General features: G+C 60.8%; 17 protein-coding genes, 2 pseudogenes and 1 riboswitch. Of the genes and pseudogenes, 8 read left to right on the top strand and 11 right to left on the bottom strand.

All coding sequences use genetic code 11. The features are described 5' to 3' along the window. From AB4N33_RS26440 to AB4N33_RS26420, 5 genes and pseudogenes are all read right to left on the bottom strand, one after another. Window positions 1–2,732: pseudogene (locus AB4N33_RS26440) on the bottom strand (winged helix-turn-helix domain-containing protein). Between the two features lie 308 nt (window positions 2,733–3,040). Then, the gene (locus AB4N33_RS26435) at window positions 3,041–4,405 is read right to left on the bottom strand and encodes a DUF1329 domain-containing protein (RefSeq protein WP_476458561.1); all 1,365 of its coding nucleotides are present in this window, start codon (window positions 4,403–4,405) and stop codon (window positions 3,041–3,043) included. A 28-nt stretch (window positions 4,406–4,433) separates the two neighbouring features. After that, a complete protein-coding gene (locus AB4N33_RS26430) occupies window positions 4,434–6,371 on the bottom strand; it encodes a DUF1302 domain-containing protein (protein WP_476458560.1) in 1,938 nt (645 codons plus the stop codon). A 336-nt stretch (window positions 6,372–6,707) separates the two neighbouring features. Continuing rightward, window positions 6,708–8,390 (bottom strand): fatty acid--CoA ligase, encoded by a 1,683-nt coding sequence (locus AB4N33_RS26425; RefSeq protein ID WP_476458559.1) that lies wholly within the window; start codon window positions 8,388–8,390, stop codon window positions 6,708–6,710. A 204-nt stretch (window positions 8,391–8,594) separates the two neighbouring features. Continuing rightward, window positions 8,595–9,224: a LysE family translocator gene (locus AB4N33_RS26420; protein ID WP_476458558.1), complete on the bottom strand. Its 630-nt coding sequence runs from the start codon at window positions 9,222–9,224 to the stop codon at window positions 8,595–8,597. 218 nt (window positions 9,225–9,442) lie between these two features. On the opposite strand from AB4N33_RS26420, the gene AB4N33_RS26415 reads away from it, so the two are divergent. From AB4N33_RS26415 to AB4N33_RS26405, 3 genes are all read left to right on the top strand, one after another. Further along, window positions 9,443–10,408, top strand: a complete 966-nt coding sequence (locus AB4N33_RS26415) for a 2-hydroxyacid dehydrogenase (protein WP_460140919.1) — start codon at window positions 9,443–9,445, stop codon at window positions 10,406–10,408. A gap of 32 nt (window positions 10,409–10,440) precedes the next feature. Beyond that, window positions 10,441–11,439 (top strand): methyltransferase, encoded by a 999-nt coding sequence (locus AB4N33_RS26410; protein WP_460120983.1) that lies wholly within the window; start codon window positions 10,441–10,443, stop codon window positions 11,437–11,439. 50 nt (window positions 11,440–11,489) lie between these two features. After that, a riboswitch (yybP-ykoY riboswitch) is annotated at window positions 11,490–11,614 on the top strand. Window positions 11,615–11,702: 88 nt separating this feature from the next. Beyond that, entirely contained in the window at window positions 11,703–12,287 is a 585-nt protein-coding gene (locus AB4N33_RS26405) for a TMEM165/GDT1 family protein (RefSeq protein ID WP_460120981.1), read from the top strand. A 205-nt stretch (window positions 12,288–12,492) separates the two neighbouring features. Here AB4N33_RS26405 and AB4N33_RS26400 read toward each other — a convergent pair whose 3' ends face one another. Further along, window positions 12,493–13,311 (bottom strand): M48 family metallopeptidase, encoded by an 819-nt coding sequence (locus tag AB4N33_RS26400; protein WP_476458557.1) that lies wholly within the window; start codon window positions 13,309–13,311, stop codon window positions 12,493–12,495. A 260-nt stretch (window positions 13,312–13,571) separates the two neighbouring features. On the opposite strand from AB4N33_RS26400, the pseudogene AB4N33_RS26395 reads away from it, so the two are divergent. Both AB4N33_RS26395 and AB4N33_RS26390 read left to right on the top strand, forming a co-directional pair. Then, a pseudogene (locus AB4N33_RS26395) lies at window positions 13,572–14,858 on the top strand (methyl-accepting chemotaxis protein); the annotation flags it as partial. A 12-nt stretch (window positions 14,859–14,870) separates the two neighbouring features. Beyond that, window positions 14,871–15,713: a methyl-accepting chemotaxis protein gene (locus AB4N33_RS26390; protein WP_460126552.1), complete on the top strand. Its 843-nt coding sequence runs from the start codon at window positions 14,871–14,873 to the stop codon at window positions 15,711–15,713. Window positions 15,714–15,838: 125 nt separating this feature from the next. Here the strand turns inward: AB4N33_RS26390 and AB4N33_RS26385 are convergent, their stop codons facing one another. The 3 genes from AB4N33_RS26385 to AB4N33_RS26375 are packed head-to-tail and all read right to left on the bottom strand — an operon-like array spanning window position 15,839 to window position 16,952. Continuing rightward, entirely contained in the window at window positions 15,839–16,462 is a 624-nt protein-coding gene (locus tag AB4N33_RS26385) for an SOS response-associated peptidase (RefSeq protein ID WP_460120978.1), read from the bottom strand. Window positions 16,463–16,497: 35 nt separating this feature from the next. Then, window positions 16,498–16,758 (bottom strand): putative signal transducing protein, encoded by a 261-nt coding sequence (locus AB4N33_RS26380; protein WP_460120976.1) that lies wholly within the window; start codon window positions 16,756–16,758, stop codon window positions 16,498–16,500. Between the two features lie 11 nt (window positions 16,759–16,769). Next, a complete protein-coding gene (locus AB4N33_RS26375) occupies window positions 16,770–16,952 on the bottom strand; it encodes a CPXCG motif-containing cysteine-rich protein (RefSeq protein WP_460120974.1) in 183 nt (60 codons plus the stop codon). 142 nt (window positions 16,953–17,094) lie between these two features. Between AB4N33_RS26375 and AB4N33_RS26370 the strand changes: the two genes are divergently transcribed. Next, a complete protein-coding gene (locus AB4N33_RS26370; protein WP_460120972.1) occupies window positions 17,095–18,258 on the top strand; it encodes a 1-acyl-sn-glycerol-3-phosphate acyltransferase in 1,164 nt (387 codons plus the stop codon). Window positions 18,259–18,324: 66 nt separating this feature from the next. Here AB4N33_RS26370 and AB4N33_RS26365 read toward each other — a convergent pair whose 3' ends face one another. Then, window positions 18,325–18,603 (bottom strand): hypothetical protein, encoded by a 279-nt coding sequence (locus AB4N33_RS26365; protein ID WP_460120970.1) that lies wholly within the window; start codon window positions 18,601–18,603, stop codon window positions 18,325–18,327. A 194-nt stretch (window positions 18,604–18,797) separates the two neighbouring features. Between AB4N33_RS26365 and AB4N33_RS26360 the strand changes: the two genes are divergently transcribed. Next, on the top strand, window positions 18,798–19,004 hold the full coding sequence (locus AB4N33_RS26360; RefSeq protein ID WP_460120968.1) for a hypothetical protein: 207 nt from the start codon (window positions 18,798–18,800) through the stop codon (window positions 19,002–19,004). A gap of 98 nt (window positions 19,005–19,102) precedes the next feature. Here AB4N33_RS26360 and AB4N33_RS26355 read toward each other — a convergent pair whose 3' ends face one another. Continuing rightward, window positions 19,103–19,687, bottom strand: coding sequence for a YajG family lipoprotein (locus AB4N33_RS26355; protein ID WP_460120966.1), 585 nt, complete (start codon window positions 19,685–19,687; stop codon window positions 19,103–19,105). 198 nt (window positions 19,688–19,885) lie between these two features. Between AB4N33_RS26355 and AB4N33_RS26350 the strand changes: the two genes are divergently transcribed. After that, a complete protein-coding gene (locus AB4N33_RS26350) occupies window positions 19,886–20,119 on the top strand; it encodes a hypothetical protein (RefSeq protein WP_476458556.1) in 234 nt (77 codons plus the stop codon). Window positions 20,120–20,462: the final 343 nt, after the last annotated feature.

Raw genomic sequence — 20,462 nt, 5'->3', positions numbered from 1 at the left:
TCAATCCAGCAATCCCAACTCCTTGGCCCGCGCCACCGCCTGTGTCCGCCGCTCGACCCCCAGCTTGCTGTTGATGTGGCTGGCGTGGGTTTTCACCGTGTGCAGGGAAATGAACAACTGATCGCTGATTTCCTGGTTCGAGCAACCCTGGGCGATGAGTTTGAGCACCGCCAGTTCACGTGAGCTGAGCTGTTCGCAGGGGGCATCCACACAATGCCGGGAGACGGCGGCAGGCAGTTGCGCCAACAAGCCTGGCGAAACCTTGGCGGTCGCGCTGTGCTGTAGCTGGTCGCGCAGCCAGTCAGGGTGTTTTTTCAACAAACTGTCGAAAGGTTGCAACGCCCCACCGTTGGCCGCCTCAAGCGCCTGGACGAACGCTTGTCGGGCTTGAGGTTCGCGGCCGGTATCGAGCAGCAATTCGATGTGTTGTGTCAGCGCCAGGGTGCTGAGTAATTGGTGACCGGTTTGCTCGCCACGCTCAAGCAGGGCATGCAAACGGCCCTCGGCGAGCATTGGCTGCCCCTGGATGACCTCCAGCAAAGCCTGCTGCAATTCGATGTGCAGCGGCAGTTGTGGATGAAACTCCGGCGGCGCCGCCGGCTGTTCGCCGTTGTAGGTCTGCCCCAGGCGAGCGAGCCAGGCTTCGGCCAGATCGGTACGCCCCTGCGCCAGCCAGAGCTCGCATTTGACCAGGGTGATCATCGCCAGGTAGTAGATCGGCGGCACGTCCCAGATGTGCATCAGACGCTCGGCTTCGGCCAATTCGGCGAAAGCCTTGGCGAATTCACCGCTGCGGCCTTCGATCCGGGCAATTACGCAGTGGCCGATCAACACGCTGATGTCGCGACAGGCACGGGCTTCGCTCAAGCCCGCCTGCAAACGCTGGCGCGCGGCTTGGGGTTGCAGGCGCAGCGCCAGTAGAAACCCTTCGTACAACGTCAGTCGCGCCCTGACTGCATACAACCGCTGCGGCGACAGACCTTGCAGGCGTTGCAGCCCCTGGCGGACTTCTTCCAGCGAACGCAGGATTTCGCCCCGGGCCTGCAACACTCGGGCGCGGTCGTAATGGGCCAAGGCTTCGAACAGCGGATTGCCGACCCGCTGCGCCAGTTCCAGCGATTCGCGGTTCAGGCCGCGAGCGCGCCACAGGTCACTGTCGGCTATCGCCAGGTTGGACAGGGTCGACAGACACATCAGGCGCTGGCCATAACGCTTGGCGGGAAGACTCTCCAGCGCCTCCGTGCAGTAGAGCAACGTCAACTCCCGGTTGCCGCGTCCACGGGCGATGATCCCGCTCAAGGCCAACCATTGCGCAAGCATGGATTTCTGCGCGGTGGCCGACGGCGCTGGCAGGAAACGGCTGAGGTGGCTGGCCAGCTCTTCGGCCGCGTCCAGTTGACAGGCCAACCCCAACGCCCAGCTGTAGAGCACGATCAGCCGTGGCGTGCTGATCAGCAGGCTGTCGGGCAAGTCCATTTTCCAGCGCAGCAACATGCCGACATTCTGCTCGGCCAACAGTTGTTCTTCGGAAAGGTTTTGCACAAGGTTCGCCGCGACGTCCAGGTGACCGGCACGCAAGGCCTGCTCCACGGCTTCATCGAGCAACCCCTGGGCGTTGAACCAGCGACAGGCCCGCAAGTGCAGGCTGGCCGCCGGAACAATGGCCTGTCGGGTAGGACGGGTGCGCAGCAGGTCGGAGAACAGGTGGTGATAGCGGAACCAGTGACCGTGTTCGTCCAGTGGCACCAGGAACACCTGGTGAGCGAGCAGAAAACGCAGGATTTCGGCGCTGTCATGGGCTTCGCGAATGGCGTCGCACAGTTCGCTGCAAAAACGCTCCTGGGGCGCCGTGTCGTACAGAAATGCCTGGACCTCGGCGGGCAGGCAGTCGATGACTTCTTCGAGCAGGTAATCGCGAATCAGCCCTTCCCCGCCATTCAGCGATTGCGGCAACGCACCTTCGGAGCCGGCCTCGGAAGCCGCCAGCAACCAGAACCGCAAGCCGGCGACCCAGCCTTCGCTGCGCTGGATCAGGTTCTCCAGCGCTTCGCCGCGCAGGGAGGTGCTGTGTCGATCGAGCAACGTCGAGGCTTCGTCGTAAGTCAGGCGCAGGTCTTGCTCGTGCAGTTCAAGTAACTGGCGGGACAGGCGCAGGCGCGCCAGATGCCAGTCCGGACGCTGGCGGCTGGTGACCATGACCAGCAGGCCGTCGGGAAGATGATTGAGGAAAAACTGCAGGCAGCGATCGAGCACCGGACCCTGGACCAGATGGTAGTCGTCAAGGACCAGCAGCAGCGGCGCGGTGGGCAGCAGGTGCATCGCCAACTCGTCCAGCAGGCCATCCAGCCATTCCTCGAAGGCGAAGGGTTGGTGGCGCTGGCGCATTTTCAACAGGCCGAGGGACTGGCGACCCAATTGCGGAAAAAGTCCTGCAGGCCTTCGAGCAATCGTTCAAGAAACCGGCCCGGGTCGTTGTCCCGTGGGCTCAACCCCAGCCACAGGCTTTGCCAGTGCGAGGGCAACCCCTGGCAGAACTCCACGGCCAGCGAGCTCTTGCCAAACCCCGCCGGTGCAGACACCAGCAACAACCTGCCACCGAGCCCGGCGCTTAAACGCTCGCATAAACGCGGCCGCAGGACGTAGCCGTCAGGCAACGGCGGGCGGAAAAAGCGTCCGTCCAACGTCGCGACGGAAACGCTGGCAGGGCCCGGGATGGGGGACAGATCAGTCATGGCCGGCTCTTGTTTGGATTGCGGGTGGCGGCGTTGCAGATTTTTGCAGACTAGCGGTAAACGCGCAGGGAATGAAGGTTATTGCTACAAATGGCTACAAAAAGTCTACGAAGGCGGGATGGTTTCTTTGAACCTGTAGGAGCGAGCACGCTCGCGATGGTAGTCCAAACAACGCGGGGAATCAGTTAGCCAGCGTTATCGTTGACGACCATCGCGAGCGTGCTCGCTCCTACAGAGGAATGGTGTAAGCAAAAAAAAACCCGAACAAGTCGGGTTTTTTTTCGAGGATGCGGCCTCTTCAGTGAAGGTTAGCGAACCCCTTCCTGACGCAATGCAGCGGGGGTGAAGTCGCTGGTATTGGCGGTGAAACCGAAGTCATACGCCTGCTTCTCTTCGTTTTTCATGCCCAAAGCCAGGTAACGGCCCGATTGCAGGTCGTACAGGGTTTCCAGGGCGTACCACGGCACTTGCTTGTCGTAGTAGTTCTCGGCATGCGCCTCGGCTACGCGCCACAGTTGGCCACGACCGTCATAGTGGTCAATGACCGCCGCTTGCCAGGTGTCTTCATCGATGTAGAAGTCACGCTTGGCGTAGATGTGGCGCTGGCCGTCCTTCAGGGTGGCGACCACATGCCAGACACGGCGCAGCTCGTAACGCGCCAGGTCCTGGTTGATGTGCCCGGCCTTGAGGATGTCCGCATACTTCAATGTCGGATCGTCGAGTTTGTAGCTGTCGGAGGCGATGTACATCTCTTTCTTGCCTTCGAGTTTCCAGTCGTAACGATCCGGTGCACCGTTGTACATGTCCAGGTTGTCGGAGGTGCGCAAGCCATCGGCAGCGGTACCCGGCCCGTCATAGGACACTTGCGGTGCCCGTCGCACACGACGTTGCCCGGCGTTGTAAACCCAGGCCGCGCGCGGTTCCTTCACCTGGTCGAGGGTTTCGTGAACCAGCAGTACACCACCGGCCAGACGTGCAGGCGCCGTCACTTTCTGCTTGAAGTAGAACAGGATGTTGCCCGGGTTGGCTGGATCGTAGTCCTTCATCTTGTCACGGAACACGAACTGATCCTGGAAGTACACCAGGCTGAAGGAACCATTCGCCTGAGGCGTGGCCTGGGTGACCAGTCGAGTCACGCTGCCGCCACGGTAGCGGGTGATGTGGTTCCAGATCACCTCGACACCGCTCTGCGGAATCGGGAACGGTACAGCGGTCTCGAAATTTTCCAGACCGTTGCCGCCACCGACCAGCTTGGTATTGGTGGCGTTTTTCTTGATGGCGGCGAACACGTCATCCGGCACCGTGGCACCGCGATGGGACGGATACACCGGCATCTTGAAGCTGTCCGGGTAACGCTTGAACATCGCGTACTGACCCGGTGCCAGCTTGTCCTTGTACTGATCGACGTTCTGCGCGGTGATGGTGAACAGCGGTTTTTCACTGGCGAACGGGTTGGACAGGAAACCTTTGCTGTCGACGCTGCCAGCGTTCTTCGCCATTGGCTTCCAGGCCGGGATCGAACCGTCGGCATTACCCGCCATTTCGGCGCCCATCGGCGTCAGGCTCTTGCCCAGCTTGTCCGCTTCGGCCGCCGGGACCGCAGCCATCACGCTGGAGGCCAGCAGTGTCAGCCCCAGAACACCAACGTGGAACAGACTCTTTGTTGTTTTCATAAGTGTGTTCGTCCTGAAAATGCAGTGCTTAGAAGTTCACGCCGAAGCTGAGCGCAACGAAGTCGCGGTCGTCCACGGTGGTGTACTTGCCGTCGAAGAAGTTGGTGTAGGCCAACGACGCGGTGTAGGTGTTCTGATACTCGGCGTCCAGACCCAGGCTGACCGCCTTGCGGCCTTCCTCGAAGTTGCCGCCAGGGCCAGGCGAGTAACCGTCGACGTCATGCTGCCAGGCGATGTTCGGCTTGAGGTTCACACCGGCAAACACGTCGTTGTATTCCCAGATGGCCCGTGCACGGTAGCCCCAGGAATCCGTCGTGGTGAAACCGTCGTTTTCGCAGTAACGGCTGACGTTGTTTTGCGGGCCACCGGCCAGGGTAGACGCGTTCAACGCCTGGCACTGACCGCCTGGCAATGGACCTGGGCCGTAGCTCGGGTCACGACCGTAACGGGCTTTGGAGGTGCTTTCCAGGCCACCGACGTGAGTCCAGCCCACCTCGCCCACCAATGTCAGGCGCTCGGCGCCCATCACTTGGTCGAAGAAGTGGGTGAAGGTGGTTTGCAGCTGGCTGACTTCCTTGCGGCGATAGCCGTGCTGATCCGTATTCGGGCGGCCTTGCAGTACGGACACGCGCGGGTCCAGCGGGGTCAGGCCGGAATACAGGATGTCGGTGGTGTTGAGCTGCACCGGCGCGTTCGGACGGTAGCTGAACTCACCGCTCCACGCGGTGCCGGTAGGCAAGGTGGTGGAGAAGCTCAGGCCGTACAGGCGGATGTCTTCCGGATACTCGACGAAGTAGCTGGAGTTGCCCGCTACCTGCAATGGCAGCAACGATGGAGCCAACGCAGTTGCGGTACCAAGGGGAATACCTGAACCGACCAATGCGCCAACCAGTCCCGCGCCGCTATAGGCACTCGCCGGCGCTCCTTTGCCGCTGAAAATCGGTGCGCGGCTGTGGTAGTTCATGAAATAGGCACCGAACTCGGTGTCCAGCGGCTCGAACATGTACTTGAAGGACACGCCGAACTGGCCGCTATCGCGGGCATCCCGGTCCGGGCCACGGCGAACGATCGCGCCTTCATCCGGGCTGCCCCAGTTCACGCCGCGAGCCGCGAGCGTGTTGAGCACGGCGTTACGCGCGCCAGCTGGCAAACCCGCAGCCGCCAGCGAACTGTTGACACCGTTGCGGGTACGCAGCACAGCCAGGTTATTGTCGCACCCGTCGGCAATCACGTCCGGCTGCGAGAAGAACGTGCCGCAGTTGTCGGCGACGGTCTGGTCCCATTCGAGCTGATAGAACGCCTCGGTCGACAGGTTCTCGGTCAGGCTCTGGGACACGTAGAACATGTTGACCGGGATCAGGCCTTCCTTGATCTCGGCACCCGGGCGACGGAACGCGGACACGTCGATCGGGTTGATCGAGTTGATGCCGCCGCCGATGAAGGTACTTTCACCCCAACTGACCACTTGCTTGCCCAGACGCACGGAGCCCGGCTGATCAGCAATCGCGTAGTTGTGATAGACGAAGGCGTCGAGGATCTGGCCGCCGGAGGACTTGGCGCCCTCCTTGCGGTTGCTGTCGCTGATGTCCTTGAACGGACGGCTCTCATCCTTGAGTTCAAAGTCATACCAGTATTTGCCACGGACGAAGATACCGGTGTCGCCGTATTTCAACTCAAGGTCATGGATACCCTTGAAGATCTTCGAGAAGGTGTCACCGCTCTTGAAGTTCAGGTGACCGTCGTCGGAGGTCTGCGACAGGCCACGACCACCGTTGTTGACGCCGATGAGGTTCTTGTTGGCGCTCTCGGTCGACCAACTGGCACCAATCGACAGCGACGAGTCGAACTGACCTTCGATTTCACCGATGTTGAAACTGACGCCGAATGCGGGCCCGGCGAGCGTGGAGGCAAGACTGACAGCCAGAGGCAGTTTCGCCCGGCGCCAGAACTGGTTTGCTGATGTCATCGACGCTACTCCATGTGCATTATTGTTATGGCAGTGAGTACTTTTAAAAACGCCTGGTTGACCGGGCGCCAAAGGCCTCCCGAAGTCACTCCAAAGTTGCATCGCCCCGTCTTGTGCGTGTGCCCCGTTCTTAAAAATCCTTGAGCGGACTATAGCCAGCAGGTAGTAGAGCTTGATCCCTCTAAAGTGTGATTTGAGCTGCCAGCCACTCTGGAACAGTCCTTTCGCCAGGCCGACCCCTGTCGGCAGGGGAAGGATGGCTGAAAATTCGGATTTGACAAGCCAAGCGCTTGCTTGGTGGGGCTGGCGCGCCCTTTCGGGCACGCCAAGGGAGGGTTAAAGCGTCGAGAGGAAGGTGCTGTTGTTCGCCTGCCATTCGGTGATGTCGAGGCGGATGCGCTTCTTGTCCAGCTTGCCGACACTGGTCTTGGGAATTTCAGTAACAAGGGCGATCTGGCTCGGGATGGCCCACTTGCTCAGGTGCCCCAGCTCGACGAAGGGCTTGAGGTGTTCCTTGAGCTCTTTGGCCCCGATGGCATGGCCGTCGCGGATCACCAGCAAGGCAAACGGACGCTCACCCCACTGCGGGTCGGCGATGCCCACCACTGCTACTTCGCGTACCGCTGCGTGGCGACTGATCAAGTCTTCGAGGTCCAGGGAGGAGATCCACTCGCCACCAGTCTTGATCACGTCCTTGATCCGGTCGCGGATGTCGATCACGCCCATGCTGTCCAGCGTCGCCACGTCTCCGGTATGCAACCACCCCCCGGACCAGAGCTCGGCGCCCTTCTGTGGCTCGTTGAAGTAGCCTTCGGTGAGCCAAGGGGCTCGCAGGACCAATTCACCCTGGGTTTCACCATCGGCGGGCAGGAAATGGCCGTCGCAATCCACGATTGCCGCCTCCACCAGGGGGCCTGGCACACCGGCCTTGATTCGATAGGTGGTGCGTTCGTCTTCGGTGCCCGCCATCAGTTCGTCATTGAGGTGTGCACACGACACCAGCGGCCCGGTTTCCGACATGCCATACGCGGCAGTCAATTGAATGCCCTTGGCCTTCGCCGCTTCATACAGCGCGCGATTCAACGCGCTGCCGCCAATGACGATTTTCCAGCCCGCGAAATCCGTGCCCTGCGCCGCCTTGGCATTCAGAAGCATTTGCAGGATGGTGGGCACGCAGTGGGAAAAGGTGACCTTTTCCTTGTGCCACAGCTCCACCAGGTATTCAGGATCATAGCGGCCGGGATACACCTGCTTGAGGCCGAGCATCGTCGCGACATACGGCAAGCCCCAGGCATGCACATGGAACATCGGGGTGATCGGCATGTACACGTCGTTGGTACCCAGCAGGCGAACGCTGTCGATGGCGCCCATGATGGTCGACACGCCAATGGTGTGCAGCACCAGTTGCCGATGGGTGAAATACACGCCCTTGGGATTGCCGGTGGTGCCGGTGGTGTAGAAGGTGGTGGCCACCGAGTTTTCGTCGAAATCCTCGAAGTCGTAGCGCGTGCTCGCAGCCGCCAGCAACTGCTCGTACTCACCCACCAGGTTCGGCAGGTCGGCAGTCTTTTCCGGCAGGTCGGTCAGCAGGACGGTTTTCTCGACCGTGGTCAGGTGCCCGGCCACGGCATTGTAGAGCCCCACGAACTCGCTGTTGACCAGCACGAAGCGGTCCTCGGCATGGTTCATGGTGTAGAGAATCTGCTCCGGCGACAGGCGCACGTTGATGGTGTGTATGACCGCGCCGATCATCGGGATGGCGAACATGCACTCCAGGTAACGATGGCTGTCCCAGTCCATCACCGCCACGGTATCACCCGCCTTCACACCCGCCTCGGTCAGCACGTTGGCCAGGCGCGCGACACGTTCGATCAGAGTTGGATAGGTGTAGCGCAGCTGGTCGCGGTAAATGATCTCGCGGGTTTTCTCGTAGCGAGCCCCGGACATCAGCAGCCGTTTGATCAGCAATGGATACTGGTAAGCGCCTTCGGCTGGGGGGATAACGCGAGTCTGCAACATAAGAATCCCTTTTCTGACTGCACGGTCGTGGCTGAAAGCTAGCACTCTAGTGCCCTTGCACGCCGGCCAAATCAGCCAAAGGAATGATTTGCAGAGCCGCCTAAATGCTAGCTTTGCGCCAGCATTCAACGACTTGAACACCCATCCTGTAGGAGCGAGCAATCGAGCGTCGACCGGCTGCTCCTACAGGGAAGAGGCGGTGGGTCAGTGCATTTCGGTGAACGCCAGTTTTACGCCAATGGCGATCAGCACCGCGCCCATGGTGCGGTCGAACCAGTGGCCCATGCGGGCGAAACCGGCGCGCACGCGCTGCTGGCTGAACAGCATGGCCACCAGGCAGAACCAGCTCGCCGTGGCGACGGCAAGGTAAACCCCATAACCGGCCTGCACCGACAGCGGCGTGTGCGGGTTGATGACCACGGTGAACAATGACAGGAAAAACAGGGTGGCCTTCGGGTTCAGGCCGTTGGTCACGAAGCCCGAAGTAAAGGCGCCACGGGCAGTGCGCTCACCCGCTTCCTTGTGCAGATCATCCGCCACGGGTTTGGCCGGTTGCGCCCGCAAGGCCTTGAAGCCGATGTACAGCAAGTAGGCGGCGGCCGCCCATTTCAAGGTGTTGAAGAGCACGATCGACTGGGACACGATCAGACCGATCCCGAGCAAAGAATAACCAACGTGCAGGAAAATCGCCGTACCCACGCCCAGTGCGGTCCAGGTGCCGGCGCGTCGGCCGTGGGTCACGCTTTCACGTACCACAACGGCAAAGTCCGGGCCGGGGCTGGCAACGGCCAGCAGATGGATAAGGGCGACGGTCAGGAATTCTGTCCAGTACAAGGGAATACCTCGAGGTGATCGGTCGAAAAAACTATGACCCCTGTAGGAGCGGGCTTGCCGTGATGGCGGTGGGCCAGGCGATATTTTCGTTAACTGACACAACGCTATCGCGAGCAAGCTCGCTCCTACAATGTAGGTCGGCAGGGAGTAACCATTTGTTTCTATCTGGTAGGCTCGGCAGATTACGCTTTCAGTTCATTGCACAAAAGGTACAGTTGATGACGAACTTTTGCCGCGCCGTTTTCCTTGACCATCCATCGCTCGACCTCGGTGACCTGGACCTCTCCCCCTTGCGCGATTGTTTCGACGAACTGGAGCTCTTCGCGCAGACCGCGCCGGAACAGGTCGCCGAACGCCTCAAGGGCGCGACCGTCGCCATCAGCAACAAGATCCTGATCGACGCCGCCGCCATTGCTGCCAGCCCCGACCTTAAGCTGATCCTGATTACCGCCACTGGCACCAACAACGTCGACCTCGCGGCCGCCCGCGCCCATGGCGTGACCGTCTGCAACTGCCAGGGCTACGGCACGCCGTCGGTGGCGCAGCACACGATCATGTTGCTGCTCAACCTGGCCACGCGCCTGGCCGACTACCAGAAGGCCGTCGGTGAAGGTCGTTGGCAACAAGCCAGGCAGTTTTGCCTGCTCGACTACCCGATCGTCGAACTGGAGGGCAAAACCCTCGGCCTGCTCGGACACGGCGAACTCGGTGGCGCCGTTGCCCGATTGGCCGAGGCGTTCGGCATGCGTGTGCTGCTCGGCCAGATTCCAGGTCGCCCTGCTCGCCCGGATCGCTTGCCGTTGGACCAACTGCTGCCGCAGGTCGATGCACTGACCTTGCACTGCCCGCTCAATGAACACACCCGCCACTTCATCGGTGCCCGCGAGCTGGCATCGATGAAGCCGGGCGCGTTCGTGGTCAATACCGCGCGCGGTGGCTTGATCGATGAACAGGCACTGGCCGACGCCTTGCGCAACGGCCACCTCGGCGGTGCGGCCACGGACGTGCTCAGCGTCGAACCGCCAGCCGCGGGCAACCCGTTGCTGGCCGCCGATATCCCGAGGCTGATCGTCACCCCGCACAACGCCTGGGGCAGTCGCGAAGCGCGCCAGCGCATCGTTGGACAACTGACCGAAAACGCCTTGGGGTACTTCAGCGGTAAGGCACTGCGGGTCGTCAGTTGATAAACTGCCGCACTTTTTTCAGGGAGCAGAATATGGATCCGCGCAGTGAAGTACTGCTTCGTCAGGCCGAGTTATTCCAGGGTGCTGTATTGCTGGCGGGTTTGCCCGCCGACGATTTGCTCGGGCGCCTGCCCGACGCTCACGGCTGGTGCTGGCATGCCGGCGATCAGGCCGCTCTGGAGGCCCGCTTCCCCGGGCGCAGCCATTTCGGCGTAAGCGCCCCGGAACGTGAGTTCGATGCTGCCGTGCTGTTCCTGCCCAAGGCCCGGGACCTGACCGACTACCTGCTCAACGCCCTCGCCTCGCGTCTGGCCGGGAAAGAGCTGTTTCTTGTGGGTGAAAAGCGCAGCGGCATCGAAGGTGCAGCCAAGCAACTGAACCCGTTCGGCAAGCCGCGCAAGCTCGACAGTGCGCGGCATTGCCAACTCTGGCAGGTCACGGTGGCGAACGCGCCTGCGGCCAAATCCCTGGAAAGCCTGGCGCAAACCTACGAACTGCCATTGGATGAAGGCCCGCTGACCGTCGTCAGCCTGCCGGGTGTATTCAGTCACGGCCGACTGGATCGCGGCAGCGCGATGCTGCTGGAGCACCTTGATAAGTTGCCGAGCGGCCATTTACTGGACTTCGGTTGCGGCGCCGGTGTGCTGGGCGCTGCGATCAAGCGTCGCTACCCGGACAACCAGGTGACCTTGCTGGACGTCGATGCATTTGCCACGGCCAGCAGTCGCCTGACCCTGGCGGCCAACGGCCTCGACGCCGAGGTGATTACCGGTGACGGTATCGATGCGGCCCCCATGGGCCTGAGTGCGATTCTGAGCAATCCACCGTTCCATGTCGGGGTGCACACCAACTATCACGCTACCGAGAACTTGCTGAGAAAAGCAGCGAAACACCTGAAATACGGCGGCGAACTCCGTTTGGTTGCCAACAGTTTCCTCAAGTACCAGCCACTGATCGAAGAGCACCTGGGCGTGTGTGCGATCAAAGCCGAAGGACAGGGTTTCCGCATCTACCGGGCCAAGCGCAGCTGACGCGTCTTTAAAAAAAGGGGCTTGCCCAATCGGATTTGCCTAGGCAGAATCCGCTCCGTCCTAGGGGAGTAGTCTCCCACGAGCGCCACGCTCGTCCGGCATGCGTCAACATACTTGGTCCTCAGACCATGGCGCATGCGACCCAAGCCTCCGCATCAGACGGAGCGCAGGGTTTGACAAGACCTATGACACGCACACCTTACCCGGGGCGGGAAGGCTGTACGTGTCATAGCCGTGTCGACCCGCCCCTTAGGAAAACCCTGATGCTGGATTCACTTCTCGTCCCCACCGCAATCGTTGCCTTGGCCGAAATCGGCGACAAGACGCAACTGCTCGCGCTGATTCTGGCTGCCCGGTTCCGTAAACCGTGGCCCATCATCGCCGGCATCGTCGCCGCTACCCTCGCCAACCACGCAGCCGCCGGTGCAGTCGGGGCCTGGTTCGGCAGCTTCTTCTCGGATGCAATGCTGCACTGGATTCTCGCCGCCAGCTTCGCCGCGACCGCGCTCTGGACCCTGGTGCCAGACAAGATGGACGACGACGAAGCCAGCACCACGCGCAAGTTCGGGCCATTCCTGACGACGCTGATTGCGTTCTTCCTGGCGGAGATCGGCGACAAGACGCAAATCGCGACGGTCATGCTCGCTGCGCAATACCCGGAATTGTGGCTGGTGATCATCGGTACCACCGTGGGCATGCTGATTGCCAACGTGCCGGTGGTATTGGCGGGTAACTTTGCTGCCGAGAAACTGCCGTTGACCCTGATCCGTCGTTTGGCGGCCTCGGCGTTCTTCATCCTGGCGGTGGTCGCGGTATACAAGGCGATGCAAAGTAGCGGGTGGGTTTGACGCGCTAGAGCGATAAATGCGCGTTACTTCGGTGACCCCATCGCGGGCAAGCCCGCTCCCACAGGGTTCACGGGCGTCTGCGCAATTCGTGTTTCACACCGCAACCTGTGGGAGCGGGCTTGCCCGCGATTGCGGTGGATCAGGCGACATTGTCGTTAATTGACACACCTCTATCGCGAGCAAGCTCCCTCCTACAGGGGATCCATCAGGACTTCGGCGCCTTCTCGTACAACGGCATCACCTTCGGAATCGCCGCCTGCAGGGACGCGATCCGGCTGCTGGAGTTCGGGTGAGTGCTCATGAACTCTGGTGGAGAGCCTTCCGAAGCCTTGCTCATCTTGTTCCACAAGGTGATCGCCGCATTCGGGTTGTAGCCGGCGCGAGCCGCCAGTTCCAGGCCGATCAGGTCCGCTTCGTTTTCATTGGCGCGGCTGTTCGGCAGCGTCATGCCGTAGTTCGCGACGGTGTCGGCCAGAGCCAGGCTGTCCTGGCCCAGACCGAGCAAGGCACCCGCGCCCTGCTTGGCCATTTCGATACCGTAAGCCTTGGACATGGCTTCACGACCGTGCTCGCGCAGGGCGTGGGCGATTTCATGCCCCATGACCGCGGCGATTTCATCGTCGGTCAGCTTCAGGCTGTCGATCAACCCGGTGTAGAAAATGATCTTGCCGCCAGGCCCGCAGTTGGCGTTGAGCTCGTCACTCTTGATCAGGTTGACCTCCCATTTCCACTGCGCCGAATCCGGACGGAAAACCGGTGCCTGGGCAATGAGTCGATTGGCTATCGCCTGGACACGCTTGGCTTCGGCACTGGTCTTGTCCAGCACGCCCTGACTGCTCGCCTCGCCCACGGTCTTCTGGTAAGACTGGGCATACATCTGGTTGACCTCGTCCGTGGACAACATGCTGAACATGTACTGCTTGCGCTCGACACCCACGGCACCGCCGCTGGTGGTGTTGACCGACTGACACCCGGCGAGCAACAGGCCCGCACTCAGAGCACACACAACCAATCTTTTGTTCATCAACACACTCCTTGAAAACTTGCCGGCTATCCTAGGCGCCCATTTGTATTGGCGCCAGATACAACAGACACACAAGCAAACATTTCAGATGAAGCCCGTGCCGTAGGAAAAAATTCACACTCCTACCATCGCCACACGCAGCAATGGTTCAAATACGACACTGATCCATCAGAAAGAGTCATTTCGTCGCTCCCCGCTTATGGCGCTTCAAGTCCAGGCCGATACATCACCGCAGACGTCCTCTTGCGGGTGGAGCCCTCATGAAATTCAAGTCGATCCAGTTTTCCGTGGCAGCGCTCGCCGGTGCCATCGTTCTCAGCGTAGTCGCCGCGCTGGTGCTGTATACGCTGTTTTCCGGTGCCCGCACCCAGGTCATGGTCCAGGAGCGAACCCAGGCGCAATTCGAGCAAGTCATCGAGCAGCGCTTGACGTCCCTCGTGCAAACCCAGGTCTCCCAGATCCAGCGTGAACTCGAGGCGCCCTTGCTGATCGCCGGCGGGCTGGTGCGAGTCAACGCCCTGATCGGCACGCCAGGCACCGACGGTCAGCCGCAACTGAGCCTGAACCGTGAGCAACTGATCAGCCTCATCAGGGAAAACGTCGTAAAAAATCCGAAAATTCTCGGCACCTACATTGCCTGGGAACAAAACGTACTGGACCGCAATGATGCGGCCTACGTCGGCACGCAGGTGGTGGGCATCGACCCCGCCAACGGTCGTTTCCTGCCATGGTGGTACCGCAACGCCGATGGCAGCCTGGGGCTGGACAAGCTGGTGGACGTGGACGACCAGAAAACCCTGTCCACAGGGGTGCGCGCCAGCGAGTACTACCTGTGCTCGAAAGAAACCAAAAAGCCCTGCGTGATTGATCCGGCCCCCTACAAGGTCGGCGACAAAATCGTCATGCTTGCGTCCTTCATTGAACCCATCATGCTCAATGGTGCCTTCCAGGGCATCGTCGGCGCCGACCTGTCGGTGAACTTCATCCAGGACATGCTCCTGGGCGCCAACCAGAAGTTGTACAACGGTTCCGGCGTAATGGCACTGATCGGCGGCAATGGCCGGATCGTTGCCTATACCAAGGACCCGAGCAAGTTCGGCGAGAAAGTCAGCGACATCCTCGACAGCCAGCAGGTGGCCAACATGGCCAATCTCAAGCGCGGCGAGGTGACTTATAGCGTCGACAAGACCCAGGGCCGGATCGAGTTATACCTGCCGTTCGGCATTGGCCAGACCGATGCTCGCTGGACGCTGATGCTGCAACTGCCGCTGGACGCGGTCATGGCCGACCTGCAAAAACTGCAGGCCGACCTCAATGCTCAACGCAAATCCGACACCTTTGGCATGGCCATGGTTGGCCTGCTGGTTGCAGGCATCGGCCTGCTGGTGATCTGGCTCGTGGGCCACGGCATTGCACGCCCACTCAAACAAATGGTGGCCATGCTCGACGACATCGCCAAGGGTGAAGGTGACCTGACCCGCCGCCTGACCAGTGATCGCGCCGATGAACTGGGCTCGATTGCCAACGGCTTCAACACGTTCCTCGCCAAATTGCAGGCGATGATCACCCAGGTCGTCAGTTCGGTGCAGAGTGTCAGCGACTCCTCGGAACACACCGCCGATATTGCCATCCGCACCAACATCGGCGTGCAGAAGCAGATGGTCGAGATCGATCAGGTGGCTACCGCGGTGCATGAAATGACCGCCACGGCCCAGGATGTGGCGCGCAACGCCACCCAGGCAGCGCAAGCCGCCAGTCATGCCGACCAGTCGGCGGCCCAGGGCAAGCAGATCGTGCAGGACACGTCGAACTCGATCGGCGTGCTGGCGGTGGAAATCGGCAAGGCGGTGAACGTTGTACAAGCGCTGGCCAAGGACAGCGAGAACATCAACGCCATCCTCACCGCCATCCGTGGCATCGCCGAACAGACCAACCTGCTGGCGTTGAATGCCGCCATCGAAGCGGCGCGAGCCGGGGAACAGGGCCGCGGCTTTGCCGTGGTAGCCGATGAGGTGCGCAACCTGGCGCAGAAAACCCAGAAGGCCACCGAAGAAATCCAGACCATGATCCAGCAACTGCAACAGGGCACGCGGGACGTGGTGCGCGTGATGGAAGACAGCCAGAGCCGCACCGACGAAAGCGTGCAACAGGCGGCCAAGGCAGCCGAAGCGCTGGATGCGATCACCCAGGCCGTGTCAGTGATCAATGACATGAACACACAGATCGCCAGCGCCGCCGAGGAACAGAGTGCGGTGGCCGATGACATCAACCGCAACGTGATCAACATCGGCCAGGTGGCCGGTGAAGTGGCGGGCGGAGCCGATGAATCGAGCGCGGCGAGTGCGGGATTGACCAAATTGGCTGAGCAGCAGCGGCGGTTGATCAATCAGTTCAAGGTTTGATTCAAGGACCCCATCGCGAGCAGGCTCGCTCCCACAGGTTGTGTGTCGTAGCCAAATTCTCCAGCTGATACAAAAACCCTGTGGGAGCGAGCTTGCTCGCGATGGAGGCCGGACCTGACACCCCATCAAGCCGGGGTCAGGCACTCCGGGCCATTGAGCTTCGGATCATTCACCAGGTTGGCCAGCACCCGCTCGCGCAATGGAACCGGCTCGCTGGCCAACAACCCTTGCAACACATGCAGGGGCGTCTCTGGATCCAGCCAGGCCTGCTGCCCCGCCGCATCGAGAATCAACGGACGACGCTGGCTCGCCGCCGGCTGGGTGATCACCGCCGTGCTCAACCACACCTGTTCCTGGACGGGATAGGCTTCCCAGACCGCAGCAAAAAACAGTGAAGAACCCTCCCCAGGCGTCAGCCAATACGGGCGTTTGCGAGTGCCACCGCGCCATTCGTAAAAGCCGTTGGCCGGTAACAGACAGCGGCGTTCACGCAGGGCCTGGCGAAACATCGGTTGCTCGGCCACGGTTTCAGCGCGGGCGTGGGCCGGAGTGCGCGACAGGTCGGTCAACCACGGCGGCGTCAGCCCCCAGCGCGCGCGCGCCAGCTCGCGCTGACCGTCCGCACCGGCACGCAGCATCAATACCGAATCATTGGGGGAAATGTTCCACTGGGCCTGCTGATCGGCAGGGAAGCCAGGCAGGGCCGCGAAAGCGGGATTCCAGCGGAACAGGGCATAACGTCCACACATTGGGCAACAGGACTCTTGAGAAAACGCTCGCCAGCCTAACAGACCAGCGTGCCGGGAAAACTGTCCGGTTCATCGCCGGGCAGCGGCAGGGCCGCATTGTACGCAGCGATCAACGCTCGGGCATTGTCCGCCTGATCATCCTCGACCGATAACCCCAACAGACCGAAGATCGGCAGTTCGCCGCTGCCACCGAGCAAATCCCGCCCGGCCAGATGCGCCTCGATGCCTTCACTGGCGAGCATGCTCTTGAGCAGCTCGCCCTCCATCAGGTTTTCAGGCTCATAGATTCGCCGCATGGAGCGCCCCTTCATTCGTTTTCGCTGTGAACTTCAAGCATCCATTCGTGGCCATCGGTTTGCAGTACAAAGGTGATGGGCCTGCAGCACACCGGGCAATCCTCGATGTAGGTCTGATCGCCGCCGGACAAATCCAGCACCGCTTCGGCTTCTTCTCCACAATACGGGCATTCGTAGCGTTCGGTTTCCAGCATCGCGGTCTCCAGGGTGACTTGTGCGTATAATCGCCGGTCTATTTGCAGGGCTATTGGTGTCTGACTACTTTTTCAGACCGTGCTCCGCCGGTTTTCGATCAAAACCTTTACTTACACTAGCCGTTTCCAACAAGAGAGCATGATGGGCGAATTCGATGCCATCCGACCTTACGACGATAGCGAAGTACCAGCGGTGCTGGCACGTTTGCTCAGCGACAAGGCGTTTCTAGATATCCTCACCCACTTCCGCTTTCCGCGTTTTGCCGGCGCGCTGGGCTGGATGCTCAAACCGCTTATCGCCCGCCGCCTGCGCCGTGAGTTCGCGGGCGTCAATTCGGTGGCCACCCTGCAAGACAAGGTCGAGTATTACGTCGACCACACCATCGACCGCGCCACGGATGGAGTGACCTACACCGGCGTCGAGCAGTTCAAGTCCGGCAGTGCCTACCTGTTCATTGCCAACCACCGCGACATCGTGATGGATCCGGCCTTCGTCAACTACGCCGTGTACCACGCCGGCCTGCCGACACCGCGCATTGCCATTGGCGACAACCTGCTGCAAAAACCTTTCGTCAGCGACCTGATGCGCCTGAACAAGAGCTTCATCGTGCATCGCTCGATTACCGGGCGCCGGGAAAAAATGGCGGCTTACCAATTGTTGTCCGCCTATATCAACCACTCGATCCGCAACGATTGCGCTTCGATCTGGATCGCCCAGGCCGAAGGGCGGGCCAAGGACGGCGATGACCGTACCGAGTCGGCGATCCTCAAGATGTTCCATATGAGCCGCAAAGACGAGCCGTTCGGCGAAGTCATCCGCTCGCTGAACCTGACCCCGGTGTCGATCAGCTACGAATACGACCCGTGCGACCAGGCCAAGGCCCGTGAGTTGTATATCCGCGCCACGACCGGCAGCTACACCAAGGCGCCTGGCGAGGACGATGTGAGCATCGCCAAGGGCATCACCGGCTACAAGGGCCGGGTGCACGTCAACTTCGCGGCGCCCATCACCGAGTTGTTCGAAGACACCAAGCAATTGGCAGTCGAAATGGACAAACAAATCCTCGGCGGTTATCGCCTGTTCCCGGTGCATTACCTGGCTTACGAGCAATGGCAGGACGCCGACCCGCAGTTGCAGGTGCCGAGCGCTTCCCAGGTATTTGCCGCCGATGAGCTGGCCAAGGCCCAGGCACAATGGCAAGAGCGCCTTGACGCTTGTCCCGAAGAGCACCGTCCGTTTTTGGTCCTGCAATACGCGACGCCCGTGCGCAATCAGTACCGGGTGAAAGCCGGCTTACCGTTGTAGGGGGCTGGACATGAAAAACGGCGCTCTCGGGCGCCGTTTTTCATGGGGGTTACCTGGATCAGACCATCAGACCCGCGTGCTGATCCACGACACCAGCAACGCCAAGCCCAGGCAGGCAAAACCGAAGCGGTAGAAAAACCGGTTCATGCGCAAGGTCGCCCAATCCATGATTGGCTCTTCACTTGGACGGCTCTGACGCTGCGCCACCAGACTGGCCTGCGCGCGCAGTTCACGACGACGGGTGGCGTGCAGCAGCCAGCTGCCGGGGCAGGCAAACAGCAAGGCCAGAAGGTTGATCAGTTTGGCGGGATGGGCGGTTAACAGCGTCATCAAGTGAAGCGACATCACGAACCTCGGACAAAACAAGCGTGGCAGGCGTCGGATCGACGGTTGCGGCGCGAATTCTACCGAAAGACGTGCGTGCTGCCGAAGTTTTACGACAAATAACGCACCATTTGGCAGATTCCTGCCCTGCGTCACGGCTTCGTCATCTGAATGCGCCAACCTTTCGCCCGACCAAAACCGACACGGACATTGTCATGTTGCACGCCGAAAATCAGGATCGTCTCTACCTCGTCGCCCAAAGTGACGAACAACAAACGCTGGTGGGCAGCCTCGCCTTCAACGTTCAGGATCGCCATTGGCTGGTGTACTGCGCACTGGGTGGGCATCAACATGCGGACTTGCCCGAGACGGACTTGCTCACTGGCGTGAGCGTGCTGGATTTTTACTGCGAGGCGGCTTGAACTGAGTGGCGGCTATAAACCGCCATCGCGGGCAACTACCCTCATGAAAAAGCCCGGGACCATCACTGGCACCGGGCTTTTTTGCATCAGGCAAGCAATTACTCGCCGAGGATCTGCCCCACGGTCGGGTCCTTGAACAGGCGCGTCAACGCATCGCTCAACACGTCGCTGACCAGCTTGGTGTTGGTTTCCTGGTTCGGCGCCATGCCAAAGCGCTGATCCAGTGAAGCGCCGTAACGACCGCTGTAGCGGCGGTTGGCGTTCTGTACGTCGGAGCGGAAGGTCGCGCCGATGGTCGCCTCGGTCACGTACATGCCTTCCTTCGGCGACTGGTACTTCAGCTCGGCCAGGGTCACGGTCAGTTGTGGGGCGTTCAGCGCGTTGGACGTCGGAGTGAAGCCCAACAGGCGCACGGCCGCTTCGGCCTGGGCCTGCAACTTCGGCAGAATCTGTGCCCCCTGCACGGTGATCGCGCTGGTTTCAGGGTACAGGCCGCCGCGGGTGCCCAGGGTCGGCGACGGACGACCGTCCACCACGCGCACCACCACTGGCTGGCCATGGCCGACCGGTGCCAGCTGAGCGGTCAGCTTCGGCTCCGGATTGAGTTGTTGCGGGCTGTGGGCGCAGCCAGCCAGCGTCAAGCTGGTTACAGTGATCAAACCGAACAACAAGCGTTGCAACATGCTCTTCTCTCCAGAATCAGGCACAAACAGGTCGGCAGTATAGCGGTGCGCCAGCGCGGCGAACCAGCGCAACAATCACGGAAAAGTCCGACAAGGCCTTCGGATTCGGCGCCTGTCACACAGATTTCACCCTTCATACACTTGCACGTCACGTTTTTTGGACAATCTCCACAGCAATCCACCTCAAGGTACATGGCCATGCGTTTCCTGACTTCATTGTTCGCACGCCGCCCGCTGCCTCGCTGCTTCGCCCTGCTCGACCGCAACGGCCACTGCCAGGCGTTCAAACAGTGCAATCTGCAGCCACTGGGTGAAGGCTGGGTCGAAATCGAGGAAATCCGCCTCAATTGGTTGCACCAGCCCCTGCCCGTCAGCGCCCGCGTCAGCCAGCGCCAACCGCGTGCCCGCGCGCAGCCACTGTTGGCCATCTGACCAGACGCCTAATAAAAGTCATTAAACACGCCCATTTCCCTGCGTTTCTTAGATACAATCTCCCCCCGATTATAAGGACGTCTCCTGATCGGGCCTCGCAGCATCGTCAACGCCTCCGGCATTGGCACCCCGCACCGCCCCACAGAGAGCCGCCCACACAGATCGAGTGAAGCTGGCGCGCTTGCTGTTCCCTGGCAATCCCTTCTTTTCGCGAATCTGCAGAGCTGTCATTACGCTCGGTCACTGAGCTGTTTGCCCGTTTTGTCCGTCGTGCCTGGCACGACGGCCATCCATCCGGGCGCGGTGCCAGGCTGGGACAGCCCTTTTTTGAGGTTCACGTCTT

The sequence above is a fragment of the Pseudomonas sp. S1_E05 genome (assembly GCF_056337105.1).
Note: the sequence above shows the minus strand (reverse complement) of the source record. Positions and strands in the feature narration are given on the sequence as shown.

What these genes read in the sequence shown, in the direction of transcription:
- AB4N33_RS26435 (WP_476458561.1), bottom strand. Translation starts at nt 4,405, where the DNA reads ATGAAAACAACAAAGAGTCTGTTCCACGTTGGTGTTCTGGGGCTGACA.
- AB4N33_RS26430 (WP_476458560.1), bottom strand. Translation starts at nt 6,371, where the DNA reads ATGACATCAGCAAACCAGTTCTGGCGCCGGGCGAAACTGCCTCTGGCT.
- AB4N33_RS26425 (WP_476458559.1), bottom strand. Translation starts at nt 8,390, where the DNA reads ATGTTGCAGACTCGCGTTATCCCCCCAGCCGAAGGCGCTTACCAGTAT.
- AB4N33_RS26415 (WP_460140919.1), top strand. Translation starts at nt 9,443, where the DNA reads ATGACGAACTTTTGCCGCGCCGTTTTCCTTGACCATCCATCGCTCGAC.
- AB4N33_RS26410 (WP_460120983.1), top strand. Translation starts at nt 10,441, where the DNA reads ATGGATCCGCGCAGTGAAGTACTGCTTCGTCAGGCCGAGTTATTCCAG.
- AB4N33_RS26405 (WP_460120981.1), top strand. Translation starts at nt 11,703, where the DNA reads ATGCTGGATTCACTTCTCGTCCCCACCGCAATCGTTGCCTTGGCCGAA.
- AB4N33_RS26400 (WP_476458557.1), bottom strand. Translation starts at nt 13,311, where the DNA reads ATGAACAAAAGATTGGTTGTGTGTGCTCTGAGTGCGGGCCTGTTGCTC.
- AB4N33_RS26390 (WP_460126552.1), top strand. Translation starts at nt 14,871, where the DNA reads ATGATCACCCAGGTCGTCAGTTCGGTGCAGAGTGTCAGCGACTCCTCG.
- AB4N33_RS26385 (WP_460120978.1), bottom strand. Translation starts at nt 16,462, where the DNA reads ATGTGTGGACGTTATGCCCTGTTCCGCTGGAATCCCGCTTTCGCGGCC.
- AB4N33_RS26380 (WP_460120976.1), bottom strand. Translation starts at nt 16,758, where the DNA reads ATGCGGCGAATCTATGAGCCTGAAAACCTGATGGAGGGCGAGCTGCTC.
- AB4N33_RS26375 (WP_460120974.1), bottom strand. Translation starts at nt 16,952, where the DNA reads ATGCTGGAAACCGAACGCTACGAATGCCCGTATTGTGGAGAAGAAGCC.
- AB4N33_RS26370 (WP_460120972.1), top strand. Translation starts at nt 17,095, where the DNA reads ATGGGCGAATTCGATGCCATCCGACCTTACGACGATAGCGAAGTACCA.
- AB4N33_RS26365 (WP_460120970.1), bottom strand. Translation starts at nt 18,603, where the DNA reads ATGTCGCTTCACTTGATGACGCTGTTAACCGCCCATCCCGCCAAACTG.
- AB4N33_RS26360 (WP_460120968.1), top strand. Translation starts at nt 18,798, where the DNA reads ATGTTGCACGCCGAAAATCAGGATCGTCTCTACCTCGTCGCCCAAAGT.
- AB4N33_RS26355 (WP_460120966.1), bottom strand. Translation starts at nt 19,687, where the DNA reads ATGTTGCAACGCTTGTTGTTCGGTTTGATCACTGTAACCAGCTTGACG.
- AB4N33_RS26350 (WP_476458556.1), top strand. Translation starts at nt 19,886, where the DNA reads ATGCGTTTCCTGACTTCATTGTTCGCACGCCGCCCGCTGCCTCGCTGC.